At 67.2% G+C, this 20262-nt stretch carries 16 protein-coding genes and 3 pseudogenes; 8 read left to right on the top strand and 11 right to left on the bottom strand.

The window, feature by feature from the left end; all coding sequences use genetic code 11:
- Positions 1-20 precede the first annotated feature (20 nt).
- Positions 21-821, top strand: a complete 801-nt coding sequence (locus G205_RS00235) for an RDD family protein (protein ID WP_009356246.1) — start codon at positions 21-23, stop codon at positions 819-821.
- Positions 822-823: 2 nt separating this feature from the next.
- Here the strand turns inward: G205_RS00235 and G205_RS00230 are convergent, their stop codons facing one another.
- The 4 genes from G205_RS00230 to G205_RS00215 all read right to left on the bottom strand — a co-directional run bounded on the left by G205_RS00230 (position 824) and on the right by G205_RS00215 (position 4421).
- Positions 824-2062, bottom strand: a complete 1239-nt coding sequence (locus G205_RS00230; protein WP_009356245.1) for a L,D-transpeptidase — start codon at positions 2060-2062, stop codon at positions 824-826.
- Between the two features lie 63 nt (positions 2063-2125).
- Positions 2126-3604, bottom strand: coding sequence for an adenosylhomocysteinase (gene ahcY, locus G205_RS00225; RefSeq protein ID WP_009356244.1), 1479 nt, complete (start codon positions 3602-3604; stop codon positions 2126-2128).
- 99 nt (positions 3605-3703) lie between these two features.
- A complete protein-coding gene (locus G205_RS00220) occupies positions 3704-3952 on the bottom strand; it encodes a Trm112 family protein (RefSeq protein ID WP_009356243.1) in 249 nt (82 codons plus the stop codon).
- 79 nt (positions 3953-4031) lie between these two features.
- The gene (locus G205_RS00215; RefSeq protein WP_035751569.1) at positions 4032-4421 is read right to left on the bottom strand and encodes a DUF3499 domain-containing protein; all 390 of its coding nucleotides are present in this window, start codon (positions 4419-4421) and stop codon (positions 4032-4034) included.
- A 119-nt stretch (positions 4422-4540) separates the two neighbouring features.
- Here G205_RS00215 and G205_RS00210 point away from each other — a divergent pair.
- Positions 4541-5052, top strand: a pseudogene (locus G205_RS00210) (metallopeptidase family protein).
- 58 nt (positions 5053-5110) lie between these two features.
- Here the strand turns inward: G205_RS00210 and G205_RS00205 are convergent.
- Genes G205_RS00205 through G205_RS22285 form a run of 3 tightly spaced genes read right to left on the bottom strand, consistent with a single transcriptional unit; the run spans position 5111 to position 10672 of the window.
- On the bottom strand, positions 5111-6757 hold the full coding sequence (locus G205_RS00205; RefSeq protein WP_009356241.1) for a DUF5719 family protein: 1647 nt from the start codon (positions 6755-6757) through the stop codon (positions 5111-5113).
- On the bottom strand, positions 6750-10109 hold the full coding sequence (locus G205_RS00200; protein WP_009356240.1) for a glycosyltransferase family 2 protein: 3360 nt from the start codon (positions 10107-10109) through the stop codon (positions 6750-6752). Before G205_RS00200 ends, G205_RS00205 begins: the two co-directional genes overlap by 8 nt.
- A 29-nt stretch (positions 10110-10138) precedes the next feature.
- On the bottom strand, positions 10139-10672 hold the full coding sequence (locus G205_RS22285) for a WhiB family transcriptional regulator (RefSeq protein ID WP_009356239.1): 534 nt from the start codon (positions 10670-10672) through the stop codon (positions 10139-10141).
- A gap of 387 nt (positions 10673-11059) precedes the next feature.
- Here G205_RS22285 and G205_RS00190 point away from each other — a divergent pair, with 387 nt between their 5' ends.
- Positions 11060-11758, top strand: a complete 699-nt coding sequence (locus G205_RS00190; protein ID WP_009356238.1) for a TIGR03089 family protein — start codon at positions 11060-11062, stop codon at positions 11756-11758.
- Between the two features lie 20 nt (positions 11759-11778).
- Here the strand turns inward: G205_RS00190 and G205_RS00185 are convergent, their stop codons facing one another.
- Positions 11779-12336, bottom strand: a complete 558-nt coding sequence (locus G205_RS00185) for a GtrA family protein (RefSeq protein ID WP_035751567.1) — start codon at positions 12334-12336, stop codon at positions 11779-11781.
- Between the two features lie 222 nt (positions 12337-12558).
- Between G205_RS00185 and G205_RS00180 the strand changes: the two are divergent.
- From G205_RS00180 to manA, 4 genes and pseudogenes are all read left to right on the top strand, one after another.
- A pseudogene (locus G205_RS00180) lies at positions 12559-13706 on the top strand (5-(carboxyamino)imidazole ribonucleotide synthase).
- Positions 13703-14275, top strand: coding sequence for a 5-(carboxyamino)imidazole ribonucleotide mutase (purE, locus tag G205_RS00175; RefSeq protein ID WP_009356236.1), 573 nt, complete (start codon positions 13703-13705; stop codon positions 14273-14275). The pseudogene G205_RS00180 and the gene purE overlap by 4 nt, the downstream one beginning before the upstream one ends.
- Before the next feature lie 10 nt (positions 14276-14285).
- Positions 14286-15930: pseudogene (locus G205_RS00170) on the top strand (LCP family protein).
- 36 nt (positions 15931-15966) lie between these two features.
- Positions 15967-17217: a mannose-6-phosphate isomerase, class I gene (gene manA / locus G205_RS00165; RefSeq protein ID WP_009356234.1), complete on the top strand. Its 1251-nt coding sequence runs from the start codon at positions 15967-15969 to the stop codon at positions 17215-17217.
- On the opposite strand, the gene G205_RS22280 is transcribed toward manA, so the two are convergent.
- From G205_RS22280 to glpX, 3 genes are all read right to left on the bottom strand, one after another.
- Positions 17214-17858: a lipid II:glycine glycyltransferase FemX gene (locus tag G205_RS22280; RefSeq protein ID WP_235046722.1), complete on the bottom strand. Its 645-nt coding sequence runs from the start codon at positions 17856-17858 to the stop codon at positions 17214-17216. The two genes, manA and G205_RS22280, sit on opposite strands and share 4 nt — an antisense overlap.
- Positions 17815-18252 (bottom strand): peptidoglycan bridge formation glycyltransferase FemA/FemB family protein, encoded by a 438-nt coding sequence (locus G205_RS22275; protein ID WP_338058347.1) that lies wholly within the window; start codon positions 18250-18252, stop codon positions 17815-17817. The genes G205_RS22280 and G205_RS22275 overlap by 44 nt, the downstream gene beginning before the upstream one ends.
- A gap of 81 nt (positions 18253-18333) precedes the next feature.
- Positions 18334-19356, bottom strand: coding sequence for a class II fructose-bisphosphatase (gene glpX / locus G205_RS00155; protein WP_200859118.1), 1023 nt, complete (start codon positions 19354-19356; stop codon positions 18334-18336).
- Positions 19357-19817: 461 nt separating this feature from the next.
- On the opposite strand from glpX, the gene G205_RS00150 reads away from it, so the two are divergent.
- Complete coding sequence (locus tag G205_RS00150; protein ID WP_009356231.1) at positions 19818-20261, top strand: DUF4245 domain-containing protein; 444 nt, start codon at positions 19818-19820, stop codon at positions 20259-20261.
- Position 20262: the final 1 nt, after the last annotated feature.

Here is a 20262-nt window from a genome sequence, read left to right as displayed (position 1 = left end):
GCCGCGAGGGGGTACCTGCTGTGGGGTCGATCGTCACCGGCGAGGCAGTGGTCCTGGAACTGCGCCCCGCCTCGTTTGGCGCGCGTGCGCTGGGGCTTGTCCTCGACGTCCTCTTCCACGCCGTGCTGCTGGTGGTGATCCTCATTGGCCTGGCGGCGGCCGGCGAAGACCTGGATGAGGCAGCCATGCGTGCGCTGGTCCTGTCCAGCGTTATCTTCTGCCTGGTGATCCTCCCGGTGGCAGTGGAAACCCTGAGCCGGGGCCTGTCCCTGGGCAAGCTGGCAGCAGGGTTGCGGGTGGTCCGGGACGACGGCGGTGCCATCCGCTTCCGGCATGCCCTCATCCGCGGCCTCACCGGGTTCCTGGAGGTCTACCTGACCCTGGGCGGGCTCGCGCTGGCGGTGGCGCTCTTCAACGACAAATCGCGCCGGCTGGGCGACCTGCTGGCGGGAACCCATGCCATCCGCACCCGGGTGCCGGTGGAAGAAGCAGTTCCCGTCTTCGTCCCGCCACGGCTGCACGCCTGGGCAGCGCATGCGGATATTGGAAGAATTCCCGACGCAACGGCCCGACGGGCTTCCCAGTTCATCCGCCAGGCCCACCGGATGGCACCTCTGTCACGCGCCGGAATGGCGGCGTCGATTGCCACCGAACTGGCTGCCCATGTGGCCCCGCCCCCGCCGGCGGGGACCAGCGCGGACGACTTCCTTGCCGCCGTCGTTGCCGAACGCCGTTCCCGCGAACTCGCCAGGCTGACGCAGCTGCGCCGCCGCAACACGGAGGCGGGCGAGCGCCTGCACCGGTTGCCGTTCAGCAGCTGACGTCAGTTGTCGTACTCGCTCCAGGGGATGTTCCAGTCCCCGAAGCCGTCGTCGTGCGCTGCGAAGTCACCTTCGGTGTTCACGATATGCACCACGTCCCCGGTGCCCATGTTGTCGAAGACCCAGGCAGCGCCGTCGGGAGCGAATCCGATGCAGCCGTGTGAAACGTTCGTGTTGCCGATGAAGGGGTAGGCCGATTCGAGTGCCTGGTGGATATATGCGCCGCTGAGCGTGAGGCGGATGGTGTACTCCACATCCACGTCCCCGTAGTACGCGGGATCGTCCGGCTTCAAGCCGATGCTGGAGGCACGGAAATGGTCGTAGCGCTTCTTCTCCATCAACACCCCGTAGCCGCGTGCCGACGGGAAGCGCTTGTCGCCCATGCTCACCGGCAAGGTCTTGACCGGCTGGTCATTGATGCTGAGGGTGAAGGTGTGGGCTGCGGCGTCAGCCACGGCCACCTTCTTGTCACCGATCGCGATGTTGACCTTCTTGTTGAAGTTCGCTATCTGGCCGTTGCCCAGGTCCACGCCGAACAGCTGCATGTCCATCGAGATGGTGGAGTTGGCAACCCAGAAACCCTCGGCGCGGTACCGGACCATCTTGTCGCTGTGCCAGTGGAACGCACCCACCTGGCCGGCGCTGCTGGTGATCTTGATGGCCTTTTCCACGGCGTCCCGGTTGAGGACGGGTTCGCTGAAGATAATCTGCAGCGGCTGTCCCACGCCCACCTTCATGCCGTCCAGCGGGTAGATGGCGGCGTCGGCCTCATGCGAACTGGAGACAGTGCTGAAGGACTGGGTGGTGCTTGTTTCGCGGCCGGCGCCGTCCTTCACCACATAGGTGTAGCTGTAGTCGGTGTTGAACTTGAGCGGACCGGCAGCGGTCCACCCGGTGCCGGCCGCGTCAATGCTGCCTTCCACCGTTTCACCCGACGTACTGGTCAACGTCACACGCTCGATGGTGCCGTTGCTGACCTTGAGCGATACCGGGGCCGCGGGGTTGACCTGCTTGGCACCGTTCGCGGGCGCCGCGTCCGACTTCACCGGGGCGACGACGGGGGCGGCCAGGCCCGGGGAGGTCCGGACGGCGGAGCCGGCTTCCGATTCCAGCACCGCGCCGGCGAGTCCCGGTGCGACGGCAGCGAAAACGCCGCCGACAGCTGCCAGGAGGCAGACGACGGCGACGATGAGAATCTTTTTTGCTGTCCGCGGGCGGCGCGGCTGGGCTTCCGGCTCCATGTTCCGATCCTAGGGGTTGGAAGTAACGACCCGGGTGCTCGGGGCACCCGGGTACTTTACTTCTTAGTAACGATAGTGCTCGGGCTTGTACGGGCCGGCGACGTCGATGTCCAGGTACTCGGCCTGGTCCTTGGTCAGCTCGGTCAGCTCCACGCCCAGGGCGTCGAGGTGCAGCCGGGCCACCTTCTCGTCCAGGACCTTGGGCAGGACGTACACCTGGTTCTCGTACTCGCGCCGGCCGTCGGCCTGGTCCTTCTTGGTCCACAGCTCGACCTGGGCGATGACCTGGTTTGCGAAGGAGTTGCTCATCACGAAGGACGGGTGCCCGGTGGCGTTGCCCAGGTTCAGCAGGCGGCCTTCGGACAGCACGATGATGGAACGTTCCGCGTCGGTTCCGGCCTCGAACACCCATTCGTGCACCTGCGGCTTGATCTCCACCTTCTTGATGCCGGGGGTCCTTGCCAGCCCGGCCATGTCGATCTCGTTGTCGAAGTGCCCGATGTTGCCGACGATGGCCTTGTTCTTCATCCCGGCCATGTGCCCGGCCATGATGACGTCCTTGTTGCCCGTGGTGGTGATGAAGATGTCGCCCTGGGCAAGGACGGTTTCGAGCCGGGCCACCTGGTAACCGTCCATCGCTGCCTGCAGCGCGCAGATGGGGTCGATTTCGGTCACGATCACACGTGATCCCTGGCCGCGCAGCGCCTCCGCGGCGCCCTTTCCGACGTCGCCGTAGCCGCAGACGACGGCGACCTTGCCGCCCATGAGGACGTCCGTGGCCCGGTTGATGCCGTCGGGCAGGGAGTGCCGGATTCCGTACTTGTTGTCGAACTTGCTCTTGGTGACCGAGTCATTGACGTTGATTGCGGGAAACAGCAGCTTTCCCTGCTCAGCGAGCTGGTACAGGCGGTGGACACCGGTGGTGGTTTCCTCGCTGACGCCCTTGATGGTGGAGGCGGTGCGGGTCCACTTCTGCGGGTCTGCTGCGATCGAGCGGCGGATGACGTCGAGGAAGATGCCGTATTCCTCCGAGTCCGTGGGACCGGCGGACGGGACGTTGCCGGCCGCTTCGAATTCCACGCCCTTGTGCACCAGCATGGTGGCGTCGCCGCCGTCGTCGAGGATCATGTTGGGACCCAGCTCGGGGTTGGATTCCGCGCCGGGCCAGGTGAGGATCTGTTCGGCAGTCCACCAGTATTCCTCAAGCGTTTCGCCCTTCCAGGCGAAGACCGGCACGCCCTGCGGGTCCTCCGGGGTGCCGTTGCCCACGACGACGGCTGCCGCGGCTTCGTCCTGGGTGGAGAAGATGTTGCATGAGGCCCAGCGAACCTCAGCACCCAGCGCGGTCAGTGTTTCGATCAGGACGGCGGTCTGCACGGTCATATGCAGCGAACCGGCGATCCGGGCACCCTTCAGCGGCTGGCTGGCGCCGAATTCCTCGCGCAGGGACATGAGGCCGGGCATTTCATGCTCGGCCAGGCGGATCTGGTGGCGCCCTGCTTCAGCCAGGGAGATGTCGGCAACTTTGTAGTCGAAAGTCATGGTGGTCCTTTGCTGTATCCGGTGCTGCTGTGTCCGTGCTGGACGACGCGGTGTTCTGGCGCCTGCGGCGCCAATGAGTGCGGGGGAAGCCGTGCGGCGCTAGACGGCGGAAGCGGCCTGTCCGGGCTGATGACGGTCGGAATCGTGCTGGTCCGAGCCCGCCGACGTAGCCGCGGCCAGCAACTCCGGCGGCAGGAGGAGCGGGATGCCGTCCTCGATGGCGTAGCGGGGCTTTGCGCCGCTTTCCGCGGCGGCGGTGGCCACCAGCTCGTCGCCGTCCTGGACCAGGGGTGAACCCGTCACGGGGCAACGCAGGACGGACAGCAGTTCAGGACTAATCTTTGGCATTGGGTTCATGCTCCCTGGCGGGCGCGCTGGCGCCGGTAGCGGACTGGTGTGCAGGTTCCAGCGTACCGCCAGACCGGCTTCAGGACGGCTCGCGCAGGACGCGCAGGTGGCCCCGGCGGGTACCCTCGGTGCCGGCCGGGGCTTCCAGTGCGGCGTGCGGGCCGCGCTGCGCCGGCTGCTGCTGGGCCTGGACAGGCAGTGCCGCCGCGTCCCTGACCGCGTTGGCGAGGGCGAGCAGGTCATCGGGGCCGGGCTGCTGCGGCGTGGACGGCATGGCCAGCCTCAGCACCTCCCAGCCACGGGGCACTGTGAGCGAATCGGCGTGCTGCTCGCAGAGATCGTAGCAATGCGGTTCAGCGTAGGTGGCCAAGGGACCGAGGACGGCGGTGGAGTCCGCGTACACGTACGTCAGGGTAGCCACCGCTGACTGGCGGCAGGCAGATCTTGAACACTGACGGATAGCTCCCACGACATCCCAGACTACTCGCTGCCGCCGCCAAAAAGCCGCATTGCCGCCCCGGACGTGACGCGTCTTCGCCTCAAGGGGAATCTATCGCGTTAATCATTTCCCGGGTTTACAGTCAATGTATGCAGTCATCGAACCAGAAATCAGGCTTTACGGTCCGGTTGGCTGACCCGGATGCCCGCAAGGACCAGGGTGGAGAGTCCGCAGGCAGGAGCTTCATGCAGCGCCGGCGGAACCGCCATGGGCGCGGCCTCCGGGGTGAGGTGATGCTGCCCACGCATCCCGGGTACCGGACCCGCTCGGACCGCTTTGATGACATGGTCCTGGACTCCGCACAGCGGCTGCACGACATCTGGGGGAAGACCCTGGACGGTGTCAGGTTCGGCGTCGACGAGATCCCCCCGGACCTGGAACTCCTGGCTGCCAGTTCGGCGCCGGTCCCCATGGGTCCTACTCCCCCGCCACCGATGAGGATGGACCGATGATCACGGTGTATCGCCGGGTGGTGGAACAGGCATGCCCCGGGGTTGAGGAACTGCAGGACCTGGTCCATGACGTCGTGGTGGAGCACACCGCTGAAATGCTGGGCGTGGCCCCCGAAACCCTGGACCCTGTGTACCGGCGCCGCTACTGACGCCCGCCCCCTCGGGCGGGCCGCCGCCGTTGCACCGGCGCCGGCCTGGCCGGCACGTCTAGTAGCTGATGGTGACCGGCACGGTTTCCTGCCCTGCGGCTGCCGGCTGGAAGGCGAGGGTGGCGACGTCGTTCCGGCCGTCCTGCTGGACCAGCACTGCGCCGTAGGCGGCATCGCCCGATGCCGACACGACATAGCCCACCACGTCGGCGTCGTCGGCCTTGTCCGGTACGGCAATGGTCGCGGTGGTTCCGCCGGCAATATCGGCCGTGGCCGGCGCGCGTACCTTCCCGTCCGCCGTGATGGCGGAGTAGCTGATGCTGGCCCGGGTGCCCAAGGCGCCAAAGACCAACTGGCGGCTCCCGCCACGGGGAACCGGCACCACGTGCTGGCTGCCCAGCCGCACTCCTGAGGCGGCCCAGGCGACGTCGGCCGGCTGGTCCTCCTGGAGGCCGCGGCTGATGCGCGTCGAGGCAACGAAGGAGACGTCGGACTCCGCCGACACGGTGTAGTGGCCCGCCGGAATGCCCGCCAGGGAAATTTCGGTGACGGCGCCGGCTTTGGCCGTGATTACCCCGCCGGAGGGAAGTGGCTTCTGGCCGTCCCGGCCGTACAGTTTGACCTCCACGACCGCATCAGCGGCACCGGGAACCGTGACGTGCAGGGCGGGCCCCGCGTCCTCGTAGCCTGACTTTCCGGTCAGCGCGGAAATTCCCGCCGGGTCCTGGATATCCACGCCTGTCATGACCTGGCGCACGGCCGGAGCGGCACCGGGGGCGATGAAATCCACGCCTCCGGGTGTCAGCCCGCGCAGGACGCTTTGCTGGATGGCCGCCGCCACGGGACCACCGGCGCTCCGTACCCGAACGCTGAGCTGTTCCTCCCCCGGCGCCAGGCCTGCCAGCACCACGGATCGTGTGGTGCCGGGAGCCACCAGCAGGCCGCGGCTGCCGGGCGCCTGGATCTGTCCGCCACCGCCGAAGAGTTCCAGGCTGACGGTGGCCGGTGTGCTGGAGGCGTTGGTGAGGAGCAATACCGAGGCGCGACCCACCGTGGTGCTGGCTCCGGCCAGCCACTGGTCGTTGGAGGGCTGCTGGCAGTTGGCCGCAGCGCTTCCCTGCAGGTCGCCGTCGGTGGCACTGAACTTCATGGCACCAGCGGCGGAAGCCTGCTGGTTGGCCAGGGCATCGGCACTCAGCACTGTCATCTGGTCCACCGACCGGCTGGCCACGGTGCCTGCCAGCAGTTCCTGGCGGGTCCCTTCGGCCGGTGGCTGTCCGGGGTCTCCGGCGATATCAGCGGCGGTCTTTCCGTCCAGCTGTGACAACCGGCTGGCCGGCAGCACGCCGGATGCGCCAAGGACGGCAGCGGTCACGCTGGTGGCGGCTGTGGCCGATACCGGGCTGAACTGCGGATCGGTTCCTGCCTCCGTGCCTTCCAGCAGCCGGGCCGGCCCGGGACATACCCCAACGCTTTCCCCTGCCGGGACGGCTGCCACCGCAGCCGGAATGGTGCGTGCGGATTCGGGGGCAGGGAGCACCGACCCGGCGGCCACCACTGCGCCGGTTCCGGCAAGGACGAGTGCTGCGGTGGCGGCGCCGGTGAGGGCACCGGGACGGCGCTTGCGGCCGGGACGTTCAGCCTCCGGCCCGCCGGGGATCTGTTCAGTCCCGGCGGTCTCTGCGGACATGGTGTGCTCATGCATTCTGCTGTTCCTTACGCAGGGAACCCTCGTCACGGGAAAGGCCGGTCCGCGGCCGCCGGGCGGGCATGGGTATGGCCAGCATGATGGTCAGCCCGAACACGACGCCCTGGGCAATTCCTGCCCAGGGGGCCCACGGGTTTTCGTACCGGATGGTCAGCTGGCCGCCGGAAGCGGGCAGCGTGAAGGCCTGCGACCATTCGGACGTGGTGGACGTCAGCTTCCGGCCGTCGAGCCATGCGCTCCAGCCGGGGTCCGCCCGCTCCGCCAGGACCGCCAGGCGGCCCTCGGGCCCTGCCGGGACCGGGGCGTCGACGCCGTCGAACGCGGACGGGACCAGCGCGACCGTTGCGCCCTGGGCATTCACGATCCGGACCCGGTGGGCTATGTCAGCGGGCTGCAGTACCGGCTGGTTGAGGGGGGTGACCCGCCAAAGCCATCCGACGTCGGTCTGCCCCACAGCCACCAGGCCGGGTACCGCGTCCATCCTGCTTGCGGTGAGCTGGGCTGCCGTGTCAGCGGACCGGAGGACCACAAAGCCCACACCGAGCTGTTCGAGGTCGCTGCGGGGGTCCACTCCCTGCCCGGCCACCAGCGTTGCGACGGACCGGCGGACCGCTGTGGTGACGTCGTCGTCATCGCGGACCGTTTCGGCCCCGGGCGCACCCAGGATGTTGCGCGCGGCGGCGACAGCAGAAAGGCCGTCCAGCGTGGTACCGGCCCCGCGCATCAGGGCGGCGTCAAACGTGCCGTTTTCGCCCGTGCTGATCAGGAGCGTCCGTGTCTGCTCCGGCCCGGTTCCACGGTCAATGGCCGTCGCGGGAAGGGTGCGCGGGCTGGCAGCCTCGACAAGCCGGTGGGTACCCCAACCGGAATCCCCGGGCTCGGCAGTGCCCGTCACGGCGGGCGGCTCGGCCGGGGACCCGGCGGCCGAAACAGTTGCCGGGCGAAGCAGGTTCCGGGCGGACCAGGCGGCCATCCCGGCCAACGGGCCAACGAGGAGCAGCACCATGCCAAAAGCCAAGGCCGAGCGCACGGCCGTCCTCCGCCTGGCCGGGCCGGCTGCCGCCTTGTCCGCCACGGTGAGGAGTTGTTCGGCACCGAGGAGCGCGGCGCCCAGGAACGCAAACGAGGCAGCAGAAACCACAGGACCCGTAAAGGGCGTCACCAGGGTGTCAGCGTCCATGGCGACGGCGACATGTGAAGCGAGCCAGCCTCCTGCCAAGGCAACCAGGGCTGCGGCCCACAGCACCTTCGCCTTCGTGGCCCGGTGTCCGCTGAACAGCCCGGCGACGGCAAGCGCCAGGACCGGGACGGCCAGGAGGAGTGCCAGCAGCAGGGCCCAGGGCAGGGTCCCGTCCTGGAAGTAGGGCAGTCCATCCAGGCCTTTATCCGGCGCAAACTCCAGCGGCTGGCCCAGGATCTGCTGCCAGAGCGGCGCTGCATCGAAGCCCAGCGGCAGGCCGGGATCTGCCAGGAGCGCCCGAGGCTTGTCCAGTACGGACAGGCCGAACGGGACGAAGAGCGCGGCACTTGGCAGCAGCGCCCACCAGACGGTGCGGCCGCGGCGGCCCAGCACGACCCCGCAGAACACGACTACCGCCGCGGCGGGGACCAGGAGTGAGGGGGCAGCAGCGGTAACGACGGCCATGGCGAGGCCCGCTGCCGCGGCCGCGGTCCATGACGGCGTACCGTTGATTCCGGGCCTGACCGGGGGTCTATCGCCGCGCCGGTCAGCCGGCGCAGGGAGGGAAAAGCGCCCATGGCCCACGGCCGACCCGGTGGCACGCAGCAGGGCGAGGACAAAGAGCGGGATCATGACATGCGCCACCAGGGCGCCGACGCGCCCCTGGTTCAGGGCTGCCTGCAGCGCAGGCGCGGCCGCCCAGAAAAGGGCTGCGGTGAGGCGGAGCCGGCGGCGGACCGTCAGCCCTCCGGCTGCGAACCAGGCCGCGAGGGCGGACAGCGGCGTACCCAGGAGCAGCAGCCAGGCCATGGCAGCGTTGCCGTCGCCGCCGCCGAGGACGCCGATAAGCCACAGGACGTAGCCGAACGGGTCTCCTTTGCCCGGAAGACCAGCGCCGAGCGTGATCCACCAGTTGGACGCGTGGTTCCAGATATCCCCGAGCGCGGACGACACAGGGATCAGGGCACCGCCGGCTACCGCATCGGCGCGGAAAAGCCCTGCCAGGCCGAGCAGCGATGCCACGGAAGCAACGATGACCGCCGCGAGGGCACCGTTGCCCACCCAACCGCGTTTGGTGGTTGCCAGGGCGGCAAAATCGTCGGAAGCGTCACCGCTGGGCTGGTGTGCCAGCGGGTCCTGCTCGAGGTCGTCAGCCTGGCTGCCGTCCGAGCCGATGGCTTCCATCAGGGACCGCCGGTGGCTCCAGACTTCCCGCCGCGGTGTTTGCAGCTTGCGGATGACTGACCGGCGGATCCGGCGCGTCTGCCGGGCCGTCCGCCGTGCACGGACCACTGCCCGGGGCCTGCCCAGGGCAGCGAAAGTGGCAAGGAACTGGGTAATACCGTGGCCCGGGTCCTTCAGCGCAATACTCACTACCAGTCTGAAGAGGCTGCCAAGGAGTGCGCCAACGGCATGGACGGGAACCATCCATGCCGGGGCGTGCTTCAGCCGCAGGTGGACCTGCGCCTTCCGTGCCGCTGCCGGGTTGCCCAAAGCGTGTGGCCTGTGGCTTACATGGAACATGCGCGCCGCGGGAACCACCACCACCCGGTGGCCCGCCAGGCGGTTGCGCCAGCAGAAGTCGACGTCGTCGCCGCTGCCGGGGAGTGCGGGGTCGAAGCCGCCCAGCTGCTCCCAGATGTCGCGGCGGACCAGCATGCCCGCGGAATTGACGGCGAACGTATCGCTGCGGCCGTCGTACTGACCCTGGTCGAGTTCGTCGGCATCGATCAGGGTGAGCCGCTCGGCCCAGCGGCTGGTGGAGAGTCCGACGTCGATCAGGCTGCGTTCCGAGTGCCAGTCCAGCTGTTTGCAGCCTGCGACGGTGACGGAGGGTGCCCGCTCCACCGCGCCCAGCAGTTCGGCCAGCGCTTCGGGGGCGGGGGCGGCGTCGTCATGCAGCAGCCAGATCCATTCCTGCCTGCCGTCTTCGGTGCTGGCCTTCCGGGCGGCCGGCGCCGCCAGTCCGGCGGACACCGCGGCTCCCATGCCGCCTTTGCCGCGGTCATGGCTGACCACGCTGGCCGCACCCATCGCCCGCTCAAGCAGGGCGCGGGAGTTATCGCGGGAGCCTGTGTCCACGCCAATGGCGCGGTCCACGGGCCGGGTCTGGTCCGCCAGGGCTGACAAGGTTCTGGGCAGGTAGTCACTGCCGTTATGGGCGACCACAACGGCAGTGACAAGGACATCCTGGTGAATTAGATTGCTCGCTTCCTCAGCCGCCGGCGCTCACGCTCAGACAGGCCTCCCCAGATGCCAAACCGTTCGTCGTTGGCCAGGGCATATTCGAGGCACTGGGACCGTACGTTGCAGGCACCGCACACCTTTTTGGCGTCGCGGGTGGAGCCGCCCTTCTCCGGGAAGAACGCTTCCGGATCCGTCTGGGCGCACAAGGCGTCAGTCTGCCACCCAAGCTCGCCTTCGTCGTCGAAGTCCTGCTGGAACGGCAGTCCGATCCAGACGGGCTGCACGGTTTCAGGTGCGCGCACTTCCATGGGCGGATCAAGTTCGTCTTCGGGGTCCTGTCCCCCGGCCAGGAGGGCTTCATGCGCCGCAAGGAATGCCGTGGCCTGGTCTTCGAGGAGGCCGCTGGCATCACGGTTGTACCGCTCCGCAGCCCCGGGATCCGCAGGGTCCACGAACCAGTCACCTGGCACCCCCCGTGCACGGTACTTTGCCGTTGCCTGACCGGCCACGACGGCATCTTCCTGGATACGCTCTACATGCCCCACGGCGACCCTCCTGATGTTTCAGCCCCTGCCTGGATACGCAGGCACTCGGTTGTGTGCCGGTATTTACGCAGTCGCTTTAGATACCTAATTACACGCGTGTAACTAGGGCGAGTCAAGCCGCTGCCGGGATAATAATCAGTGAACTTCCCCAACGACTGTCACGCCACGCCCGGGATTTTCCTCCCCGTCCGCGGAGCAGACCGCACGGGACCCCCGTGACTGCGGAAAAGGGCCGAAAAAACCCGCAATTGCGCGAAAAATACCCCGAAACCGGACAAATAGCAAGCACGCTTACCTTCTCCTGTGACAAATATCACCTTTAGCCTTGGCATCTCCTGATGGCATGCACCCGGTGACCGCGTCCTGCTCCAGTGGCAGGATGGTGCCATGACTACACCCGCGCTCGATTTGATGGCAACCCTCCGCTCAGGAAATTCCACCGCTCCACGCCTTACTTGGTACGGACCGGACGCGGAACGCGTGGAGCTCTCCGGCCGGGTCCTGGACAACTGGGTGGCCAAGACCAGCAACCTGCTCCAGGACGAACTCGACGCCGCCCCGGGGATGCGCCTGCGGCTGGAGTTGCCGGCCCACTGGAAGGCACTGGTCTGGGCGCTGTCCGCGTGGCAGCTTGGCCTTGAGGCGGTGCTCGCGGAACCAGACGCCGATTTCCTGGTCACCGCCGACCCCCAGTCAGCAGACGGTAACTACGACGCCGTCATCGCGGTTGCGCTGCCCGCCCTCGCTATGCGCTGGTCGGGGGAGCTCGCACCCGGCTGCATTGACTACGCGGCCGAAGTCCGCAGCCACGGCGACGTCTTCATGTCACACGCCGACCCGGACCCGCGTGCCTGCGCCATCGTGGACAGCCGCGGCAGGGGGCACCTGCACGGGGAACTGTTCGATACCTTCGCTGTGGCCCACGAGGAGGGCGTGCGGCTGCACATTCCTGCCTCTGACGGCCTGGAAAAAGCCCTGGCCCATGCCCTCGGCGCCTGGAAACAAGGAGGTTCCGTCGTGCTGACCCATCCTGATGTGGAACTGACGGACAAGTTGCTGGCAGCGGAACGCATCCACGGCAGCTGACGAGTTGGCCGGACGGAACCCTACTGCTGGGTTGGCCTGTCCGGCGAAGGCTCGCGCTCGGCCGCGGCCGCGTGTTCCTTCTGGTGGTGGTGGATTTCGATGAGTTCGTGGTCGTGCGAGAACTCGGGCTCCTGGTCCAGCTCTTTGTTGAAGACGAGGAAGCGGTAGGCAAAGAAGCGCACCACTGTGGCGACCAGGATGCCGAAAACGCCGGCAAAGAACAGCAGGTTCTTGTCCGTGACCCCCAGGCCGTACTTGGCCAGCGCAGTGAAGCCCGTGGAGATGCCGATCCCGATGCCGTTGATCAGGATGAACATGAGGAATTCGCGCAGGACGTTGTCCTGGCGGCGGTGCCGGAACGTCCAGAACCGGTTGGCAATCCAGGAAAAGACCGTGGCTATTGATGCACCCACGAACCTGGCTTTGGCTTCGCTGTCCGACATGGGGCCATGCATCAGGTAGTACGTCAACCCGTTGTCGATGACGAACGCCACACCGCCGACAGCGCCGAACTTGGCCACTTCGCGCCAAAAAAGCGAGGCCAATCCCCGGATACGATCTGCTAATGCGTTATACATGACCCTCCATGGCCGTCCAAACTATGGGCCACCTGGCCAGAGGCCCATTTTAGCCCCCAAAACATGGAGCCAGCCCCCTAAGGATGCCCGGGGCAGCCCCACGTTACACAAAATCGCTTCCCCAGCCGCTGCCGGAAGCCGGGATACCGGGCGGTCTTCGGTAGGCTGGCCCATGTGACTTTTCCAGTAATAGGTGTGGTTGGCGGCGGCCAACTTGCGCGAATGATGGCCCCAGCAGCAACTGCACTCGGCTTCGAACTCCGTGTCCTGGCTGAAGGAGACGACGTGTCGGCAGTAGCCGCGGTCTCCACGTCCCCGGTGGGCGACTACAAGGATCTGCAGACCCTGGTTGACTTCGCCCAGGGTCTGGACGTGTTGACGTTCGACCACGAACACGTGCCCACGGACCACCTCCGGGCCCTGCAGGAAGCCGGAGTGAACGTCCAGCCGGGGCCCGACGCCTGGTGCACGCGCAGGACAAGCTGGTGATGCGCGCCGCGATCGACAGGCTGGAACTGCCCAATCCTGCCTGGGCCTCAGTGGACAATGTTGCGGACCTGGTCAGTTTCGGTGACGCCACCGGCTGGCCTGTGGTCTTGAAAACGCCCCGCGGCGGCTATGACGGCAAGGGTGTCCGGGTCATCAATTCGGCGGAGGAAGCAGCCGGCACCGAAGACTGGTTCCAGGCGATGAGCCCCCTCCTGGCCGAAGCCAAGGTTGAGTTCACCCGGGAACTGTCAGCGCTGGTCGCCCGGACTCCCGACGGCGAGGCACGGGCCTGGCCGGTTGTGCACACCATCCAGGTGAACGGTGTCTGCGACGAAGTGATCGCCCCTGCCCTGGACATCCCCGTGGAGGTTGCCGCGGCTGCCGAGGACGCAGCCCTGCGGATTGCCGGCGAACTGGGCGTGACCGGAGTGCTGGCTGTGGAGATGTTCGAAACCCCCGGTGTTGGTGCCGGCTTCCTGATCAACGAACTGGCCATGCGCCCCCACAACACCGGGCACTGGACCCAGGACGGGGCAGTGACCAGCCAGTTCGAGCAGCACCTGCGTGCCATCCTGAACCTGCCCCTCGGTGCTACCGATGCCCTCGCCCCGGTGACGGTCATGAAGAACTTCCTTGGCGGCGGGAACCAGGACCTGTATTCGGCGTTCCCGCTGGCGCTGGCCAGCGAACCGGCCGCCAAAGTGCACTGCTACGGCAAGTCCGTGCGGCCGGGCCGGAAGATTGGCCACGTGAACCTGATAGGCGCGTCAACCGCCGACGTCGATTCAGTCCGGCGCCGCGCCACCATGGTGGCAAACATCATCCGCGACGGGCGGGCAGCGGCGGACGAAGCGCCACACACTTTCGAGGAGACTGCATGAGCGCCACAGCAAACCCCGCCGCAAGCCCCCTGGTGGGTCTGGTCATGGGCTCCGACTCCGACTGGCCGGTGATGGAGGCTGCGGCGGATGCCCTGGCCGAATTCGGAATCCCATTTGAAGCGGACGTGGTTTCCGCCCACCGGATGCCGACCGAAATGATCCGGTACGGGCAGACAGCCCATGAGCGCGGCCTGCGGGTGATCATCGCAGGAGCGGGCGGCGCCGCCCACTTGCCGGGAATGCTGGCCAGCGTCACTCCCCTGCCGGTCATCGGTGTTCCGGTTCCCCTGAAGACCCTTGACGGCATGGACTCGCTGCTCTCGATTGTCCAGATGCCCGCCGGTGTGCCGGTTGCCACCGTATCGATCGCCGGCGCGCGCAACGCCGGCCTCCTGGCGGTGCGGATCCTCGCTGCCGGTACCGATGAGTTTGCCGCGTCCCTGCGGACCGACCTGTTGGATTTCGCGTCCGACCTCAACGCCGTGGCCAGCCGCAAGGGGGCCAACCTCCGGCAAAAAGTCAGCGAAGTCTTCGCTGAAGGCAACGGCTCCCAGCGGGGCAGCCGTTAGGACCGCCGGTATGTCCAGCAGCAAAGTTCCACAATCGCCCACCGACACCGCGTTGACGGATCCGGTCCGCTACCCGGTCAGCGCCTCCGGTCCGGTCCGGACCAAGCGCGCCTTCGTCCTGATCCTGCTGACCCTCCTGGTCCCGGGCAGCGCCCAGCTGGTGGCGGGTGACCGTAAACTGGGCCGTGCCGCGCTCCGCGTGACGCTCTGTGTATGGGCCGCCCTGCTGCTGGCCGTCCTTCTCCTCATCGTCAACCGGCCCGCACTGGCCACCCTGGTCACCAACGTTTGCCTCGCTGGTGATCGTCGTCGTCCTGGTGGCCCTCGCCGTTGGCTGGGCACTCCTGTTCATCAACACCCTGCGGCTCATCCGTCCCGTGCTGCTGGCGCCGCGGGCCCGGCCCGCCGTCGTCATTGCCCTGGTGCTTGCCCTGGTGGCGGGCAGCGGCTCGCTTGGCTACGCCGCCTACCTGCTCAATGTCAGCCGCAACGCCATCGGCAGCATCTTCTCCTCGGGCCCTGCCATTGACCCTGTTGACGGGCGCTACAACTTCCTGATGATGGGCGGCGACGCCGGCGAGGACCGGACGGGACGGCGTCCTGACAGCCTCTCGGTGCTGAGCGTTGACGCTGAAACAGGCCAGACGGCCATCATCTCCGTCCCCCGGAATTTCCAGAACGCGCAGTTCACTGAAGATTCGCCCATGCGGGCCATCTATCCCGACGGTTATGACTGCGGCGACGAGTGCCTGATCAATGCGATCAACACCGAGGTCACCAACGAATACGCGGACCTCTACCCGGGTGTGGCCGATCCCGGAGCCCAGGCGACCATGGAAGCCGTCTCCGGAACGCTGGGTATGACCATCCAGGCCTATGTCCTGGTGGATATGGAAGGTTTTGCCACGCTCATCGACGCCATGGGCGGCATCAGGATCAAGGCCGGCGGCTGGGTCCCCATGAGCGGCTACTTCGACGATTACAGCCAGACCCACGGCATGCCCCTCGGGTGGATTCCGGCCGGGGAGCAGACACTCGATGGCAACCAGGCCCTCTGGTACGGCCGGTCACGCGAATACGTTGACGACTACGCCCGCATCCAGCGCCAGCAATGCGTCCAGCAGGCCATGCTGAAGCAACTCGACCCGGCCACGCTGCTTGCCAAGTTCGAGGACATCGCCAAAGCCGGCACCCAGGTGGTGGAGTCCAACATTTCCGCCTCGCAGCTTGGCAGTTTCCTGGACCTGGCCATCAAGGCGAAAGGCCAGGACGTCAAGCGGCTCACGATCGGCCCGCCGGACTTCGACGCTTCCTTCTCCACGGTTCCGAACTTCGACGAGCTCCACGAGCGCGTGGACCAGCTGCTGGCCTCCGCGTCCGCACAGGGCGCCCAGTCGGCAGGAGTGGCCGACGACGTCATGGTGGTACCGGCGGCAGGCGCCGGGCCTGTCCAGGCGGCAGGGACACTGCCCGCCACCATCGCCGCCGGCGGCAGCCTGCCGCAGCAGCCCACGCCGTCGGACTTTACCCCGGTGACCACCACACCGGACGGCGAGCCCATCACCGAAGAGCTCCTGACCCAGCTCAAGCGGGCGGGAAACGAAGAGGCGATCCGCCAACTCGTGGCCACCAACGGCCAGTGCGCAGCGCTGTAACCTTCCGCAACCCGACTCAAAGAAACGGAACCGGTCTTGTACGAGATTGAAAATGTCCTCCGGGACTACGCCTGGGGTTCGACGACGGCGATTGCGGCCCTCCTGGGCCGGCCCGAGTCCGGCAGCCCCGAAGCGGAACTCTGGATCGGGGCCCACCCTGACTCGCCGTCCATGGCCCGCGTGCCTGAAGACGGCACATCCACCCCGCTGGACGCGCTGATCGTCCGGGATCCGGATCACTTCCTGGGCGCGGACTCCGTGGCCCGGTTCGGCCCCCGGCTGCCCTTCCTCGCAAAGATCCTCGCCGCCGCCCAGCCGCTGTCGCTGCAGGTCCACCCCAGCCTGGAACAGGCCAAGGCCGGCTTTGCCCGGGAGAACGCCGACGGCGTGGCCCCCGATGCGCCCCACCGCAACTACCGCGATGACAACCACAAGCCGGAAATGATCTTCGCGCTGACGCCGTTTGAGGCACTGTGCGGGTTCCGCCCGGCAGCCGGGACCCGGATGATCCTGCAACACGTGGCGTCCGCCTTTGAGACAGTGGAGGGGCACGTGCCGGCACTCGTGCCTGCGCTGCTGGCGGACCTGGACGACGCCGATGAGGGGGCGGGCCTGCGGAAGGCGTTCGAACGCCTCATCACCGGGGGCCAGGCCGTCTCCGACGCCACTGCCCAGGTGGTGGCCGCGCTCCTCGCCGGCGACGGCTCCCTCTCCCCCTACGAGGCCGAGCTGGGAACGGTCATCAGCCTCAACGAAAAGTATCCGGGCGACCCCGGCGTGCTGATTTCGCTGCTTCTCAACAGGATTTCCCTGCAGCCGGGCCAGGCCGTCTACCTGCCCGCCGGCAACGTCCACGCCTACCTCCACGGGCTGGGCGTGGAGGTCATGGCGTCATCGGACAACGTGCTGCGCGGCGGGCTGACGCCCAAGTTCGTCGACGTACCCGAACTCCTGCGCACCATCGACTTCCACCCGGTGGCCGTGCCGATGCTCGACGCCCAAAAGACTGTCCTTGACCAGGAGCTCTACCGCCCGCCTTTCGCGGAATTCCAGCTTCAGCGCATTGAACTGCAGCCCGGCGCCGCCCCCGTCCCGCTGGCCCAGTCAGGGGCCGCCGTGGTGATCGTGGTTGCGGGCGAGGTGTACCTTGATTCGCCGAAGGGGGACCTGCAGCTCGAGCGTGGCGGCAGCGCATTCCTGGCTGCCGCCGAAGCGCCGGTGAACGTCCACCCGGTGGCAGGCAGCACGGAGCCTGCCCTGGCGTTTGCGGTGACTACGGGCCTTTAGCGGCGGAGCAGGGCACGGGCGCGGCCGGCTGCGGTTTTCGCCAGCCGGCGCGCCGCCTGGATGCCCTTCCGCGCCAGGGGCATGGCTTGGGCGTAGGCCGGGTAGAACGGCGAGAGCGGCTTTTCCCACGTTCCCAGGAGCATGTTTTCGTGCTTGCCGAACTGCTTCTTGAAGTCAGAGATGCCGTCGTTGAGGAGCCCGTTGAAGTCGTACCGTGAGCACCCGTCCCCGCGCATGGCCTGCAGTGCGGCCCACTTGACGCCATAGTTCACGCGCTTCTTCTGTCCCTCTGCGGATACGCCGCCGTAAAGCTCGAACGCAGTGGCCCCGCTGCGTGCCAGCCAGACGAACGCCAGCAGCTGCTCGCCGTCGAACGCGCCGATGATGGGTGACCCCTCGCCCAGGTTGCGGAAGATATCCCGGTAGTACTGGTCCTCGTGGATACCGAAGCCGGCCCGCTCAGCCGTCTCGTGGTAGATGCCCAGCACCTGCTCAAGCTCGGACTCGTTCTTGACCTTCCGGAACTCCACGTCGCTGCGCATGGCCTTGCGGATATTCGCGCGGGTGGTCTTGGACATGTCCGCCATCAACTCGTCATCAGACTTGCCGAGGTCCAGGATGAGGGTCCGCGGGATCAGCACGGTGTTGGTGGTCCCTCGGAAACCTGCGCCCTCGACGGCGGCGGCATACGGGGAATCCAGGTCCCAGTCGGGTTCGATGCTCAGCTACGCCACGGTGGCGGGAGGCAGCGTGCCCGGCCAGGCTGCGCAGCACGGCCGGGGTGTCTTCCACGGAGCACATCGGGCCGCGGGGGATGTACACCAGGGCACGGAAGGGAACCGGGAGGCGCCGGACCAGCAACTGGGCGCAGCCGATGACGGAGCCGTCGGCTTCCAGGAGCACCCGGTCAACGGACCAGCCGTGCATCGCCTTGGTCTCGCCCCAGCCCCAGAGCTGTTGCGGATGTCCCTGGAACCGGTCGACATGGTCATCCCAAAGGGCGCGGTCAGTACAGGGAACAACAGCTGGAATCATGGCTTAAACCCTATACCAAGGCTTTAACGCCGGAGTCCCGGAGCACGTTGCTCCGGGACTCCGGCGGTCCAGCCTGGCGGGTCAGCTCTTGCGGGCGTAGCCTTCCCACTTGTCTGCGCGGTGCTCACCGTCCACGAAACGGATGGTTCCGGACTTGGAGCGCATCACGATGGACTGGGTGAGGACCTTGTCCTTGGAGTAGCGGACGCCCTTGAGGAGGTCACCGTCGGTGATGCCCGTCGCGGCGAAGTAGCAGTTGTCGCTGGAGACGAGGTCGTTGGTGGAGAGGACGCGTTCCAGGTCGTGGCCGGCGTCGATCGCCTTCTGCTTCTCTTCGTCGCTGGTGGGCCACAGCCGGCCCTGGATGACGCCGCCGAGGGACTTGATGGCACAGGCGGCCACAATGCCTTCGGGGGTACCGCCGATGCCCATCAGGGCGTCCACGCCGGTGCCGGAGCGGGCCGCGGCGATGGCGCCTGCGACGTCACCGTCCATGATGAACTTTGTGCGCGCGCCGGCCTCGCGGATTTCTTCCACCAGCGGACGGTGCCGGTCGCGGTCAAGGATCATGACGTTGAGCTGGTTGACTTTTACGCCCTTGGCCTTGGCAATCAGGTGCAGGTTCTGCTTCACCGGCAGGCGCAGGTCCACCATGTCAGCGGCTTCCGGGCCGGTGACGAGCTTCTCCATGTAGAAGACGGCGGAGGGGTCGAACATGGAGCCGCGTTCGGCGACGGCCAGCACGGCGAGGGCGTTGTTGATGCCGAGTGCGGTCAGGCGGGTTCCATCGATGGGGTCGACGGCGACATCCACCTCGGGGCCGGTGCCGTCACCAACGCGCTCACCGTTGAACAGCATTGGCGCTTCGTCCTTCTCGCCTTCGCCGATCACCACGACGCCGTTGAAGTGGACGGTCTGCAGGAAGGAGCGCATGGCATCCACGGCCGCGCCGTCCGCCGTGTTCTTGTCACCGAAGCCCACCCAGTGGCCGCCGGCGATCGCTGCCGCCTCGGTGACGCGGACAAGCTCGAGGGCAAGGTTGCGGTCCGGTTCGTCATTGCCCACCGCCAGGGACGGTGAGATCGTGGAGTACTTCTGGGTCATGGACGCTGGTGACACGTGAACCTCTTCTTCGAGTGGCGATCATTGAACCCGCCCGCCGGAACAGGTGGACGGTGATTCCTCTACTTCCGATCATAGTCGCGGTGCCGCCCGCCGGGCGGCGGATGACGTGGCAGCGCAATGTGCCCTGGAGGGGCGTCCGGCGGCGGGATCCGGCACGAATGGAAGTTGCCCGCCGGCATGGGCGACTATAGAGGGGTGAATGACATGCAGGAGAAGACCAGTCCCAGCCCCGAGCCAGCGGACCCGGCAGGCGGACCGGAGGCAGCCGGTCCGGGCGGCGAAGCTCCGGTGAAGCCTGTCATTCCGGCTGCCGCCGCCAAACGGGCGAACGCTTCAGCGATCGGCATGATCATCGCACTGGTGGTCAGCATCGCAGCCTTCCTGCCGATCATCCTCATGAATCCGCTGCCCAAGACCGAAGCTACCGCCCCGACATCGACGTGGCCGCTGTCTCCCGCAACGCCACGGATGTGGCAGGATTCACACCGGCTGCCCCGGAGACCGGTGGCACTTTCCGCCCGAACTACGCACGCTGGGAAGCAGGGACGGGCAGCGGGGTCCCCACCTGGGAGGTGGGGTTCCTGACCCCCAAGGACTCATTCATCTCCCTGGTCCAGACCAGCAAAGCCAATCCCACCTGGCTGCTCCAGCAGACGCGCAACGCACCGGTGACGGGTTCCCGGAACGCGGGAGGCCAGGAATGGGAGATCCGGGACACCGGCAAGGGCGAGAAATCCCTGGTCCTGGACTACCGCGGAACAACCGTCATCCTGTCCGGCGCCGCCCAGCTGGACGAGTTCGCCACCTTGGCGGACGCCGTCGTGAAGTCCATGGAAAGCAGCCCCGCCGTCACAGTTTCACCCTCGGGCGCACCTGCACCGTAAC

Source organism: Arthrobacter nitrophenolicus (assembly GCF_000332815.1).
In the GTDB taxonomy this organism is placed as follows: Bacteria; Actinomycetota; Actinomycetes; order Actinomycetales; family Micrococcaceae; genus Arthrobacter; species Arthrobacter nitrophenolicus.
This window is presented reverse-complemented; position numbering and strand designations above follow the sequence as displayed.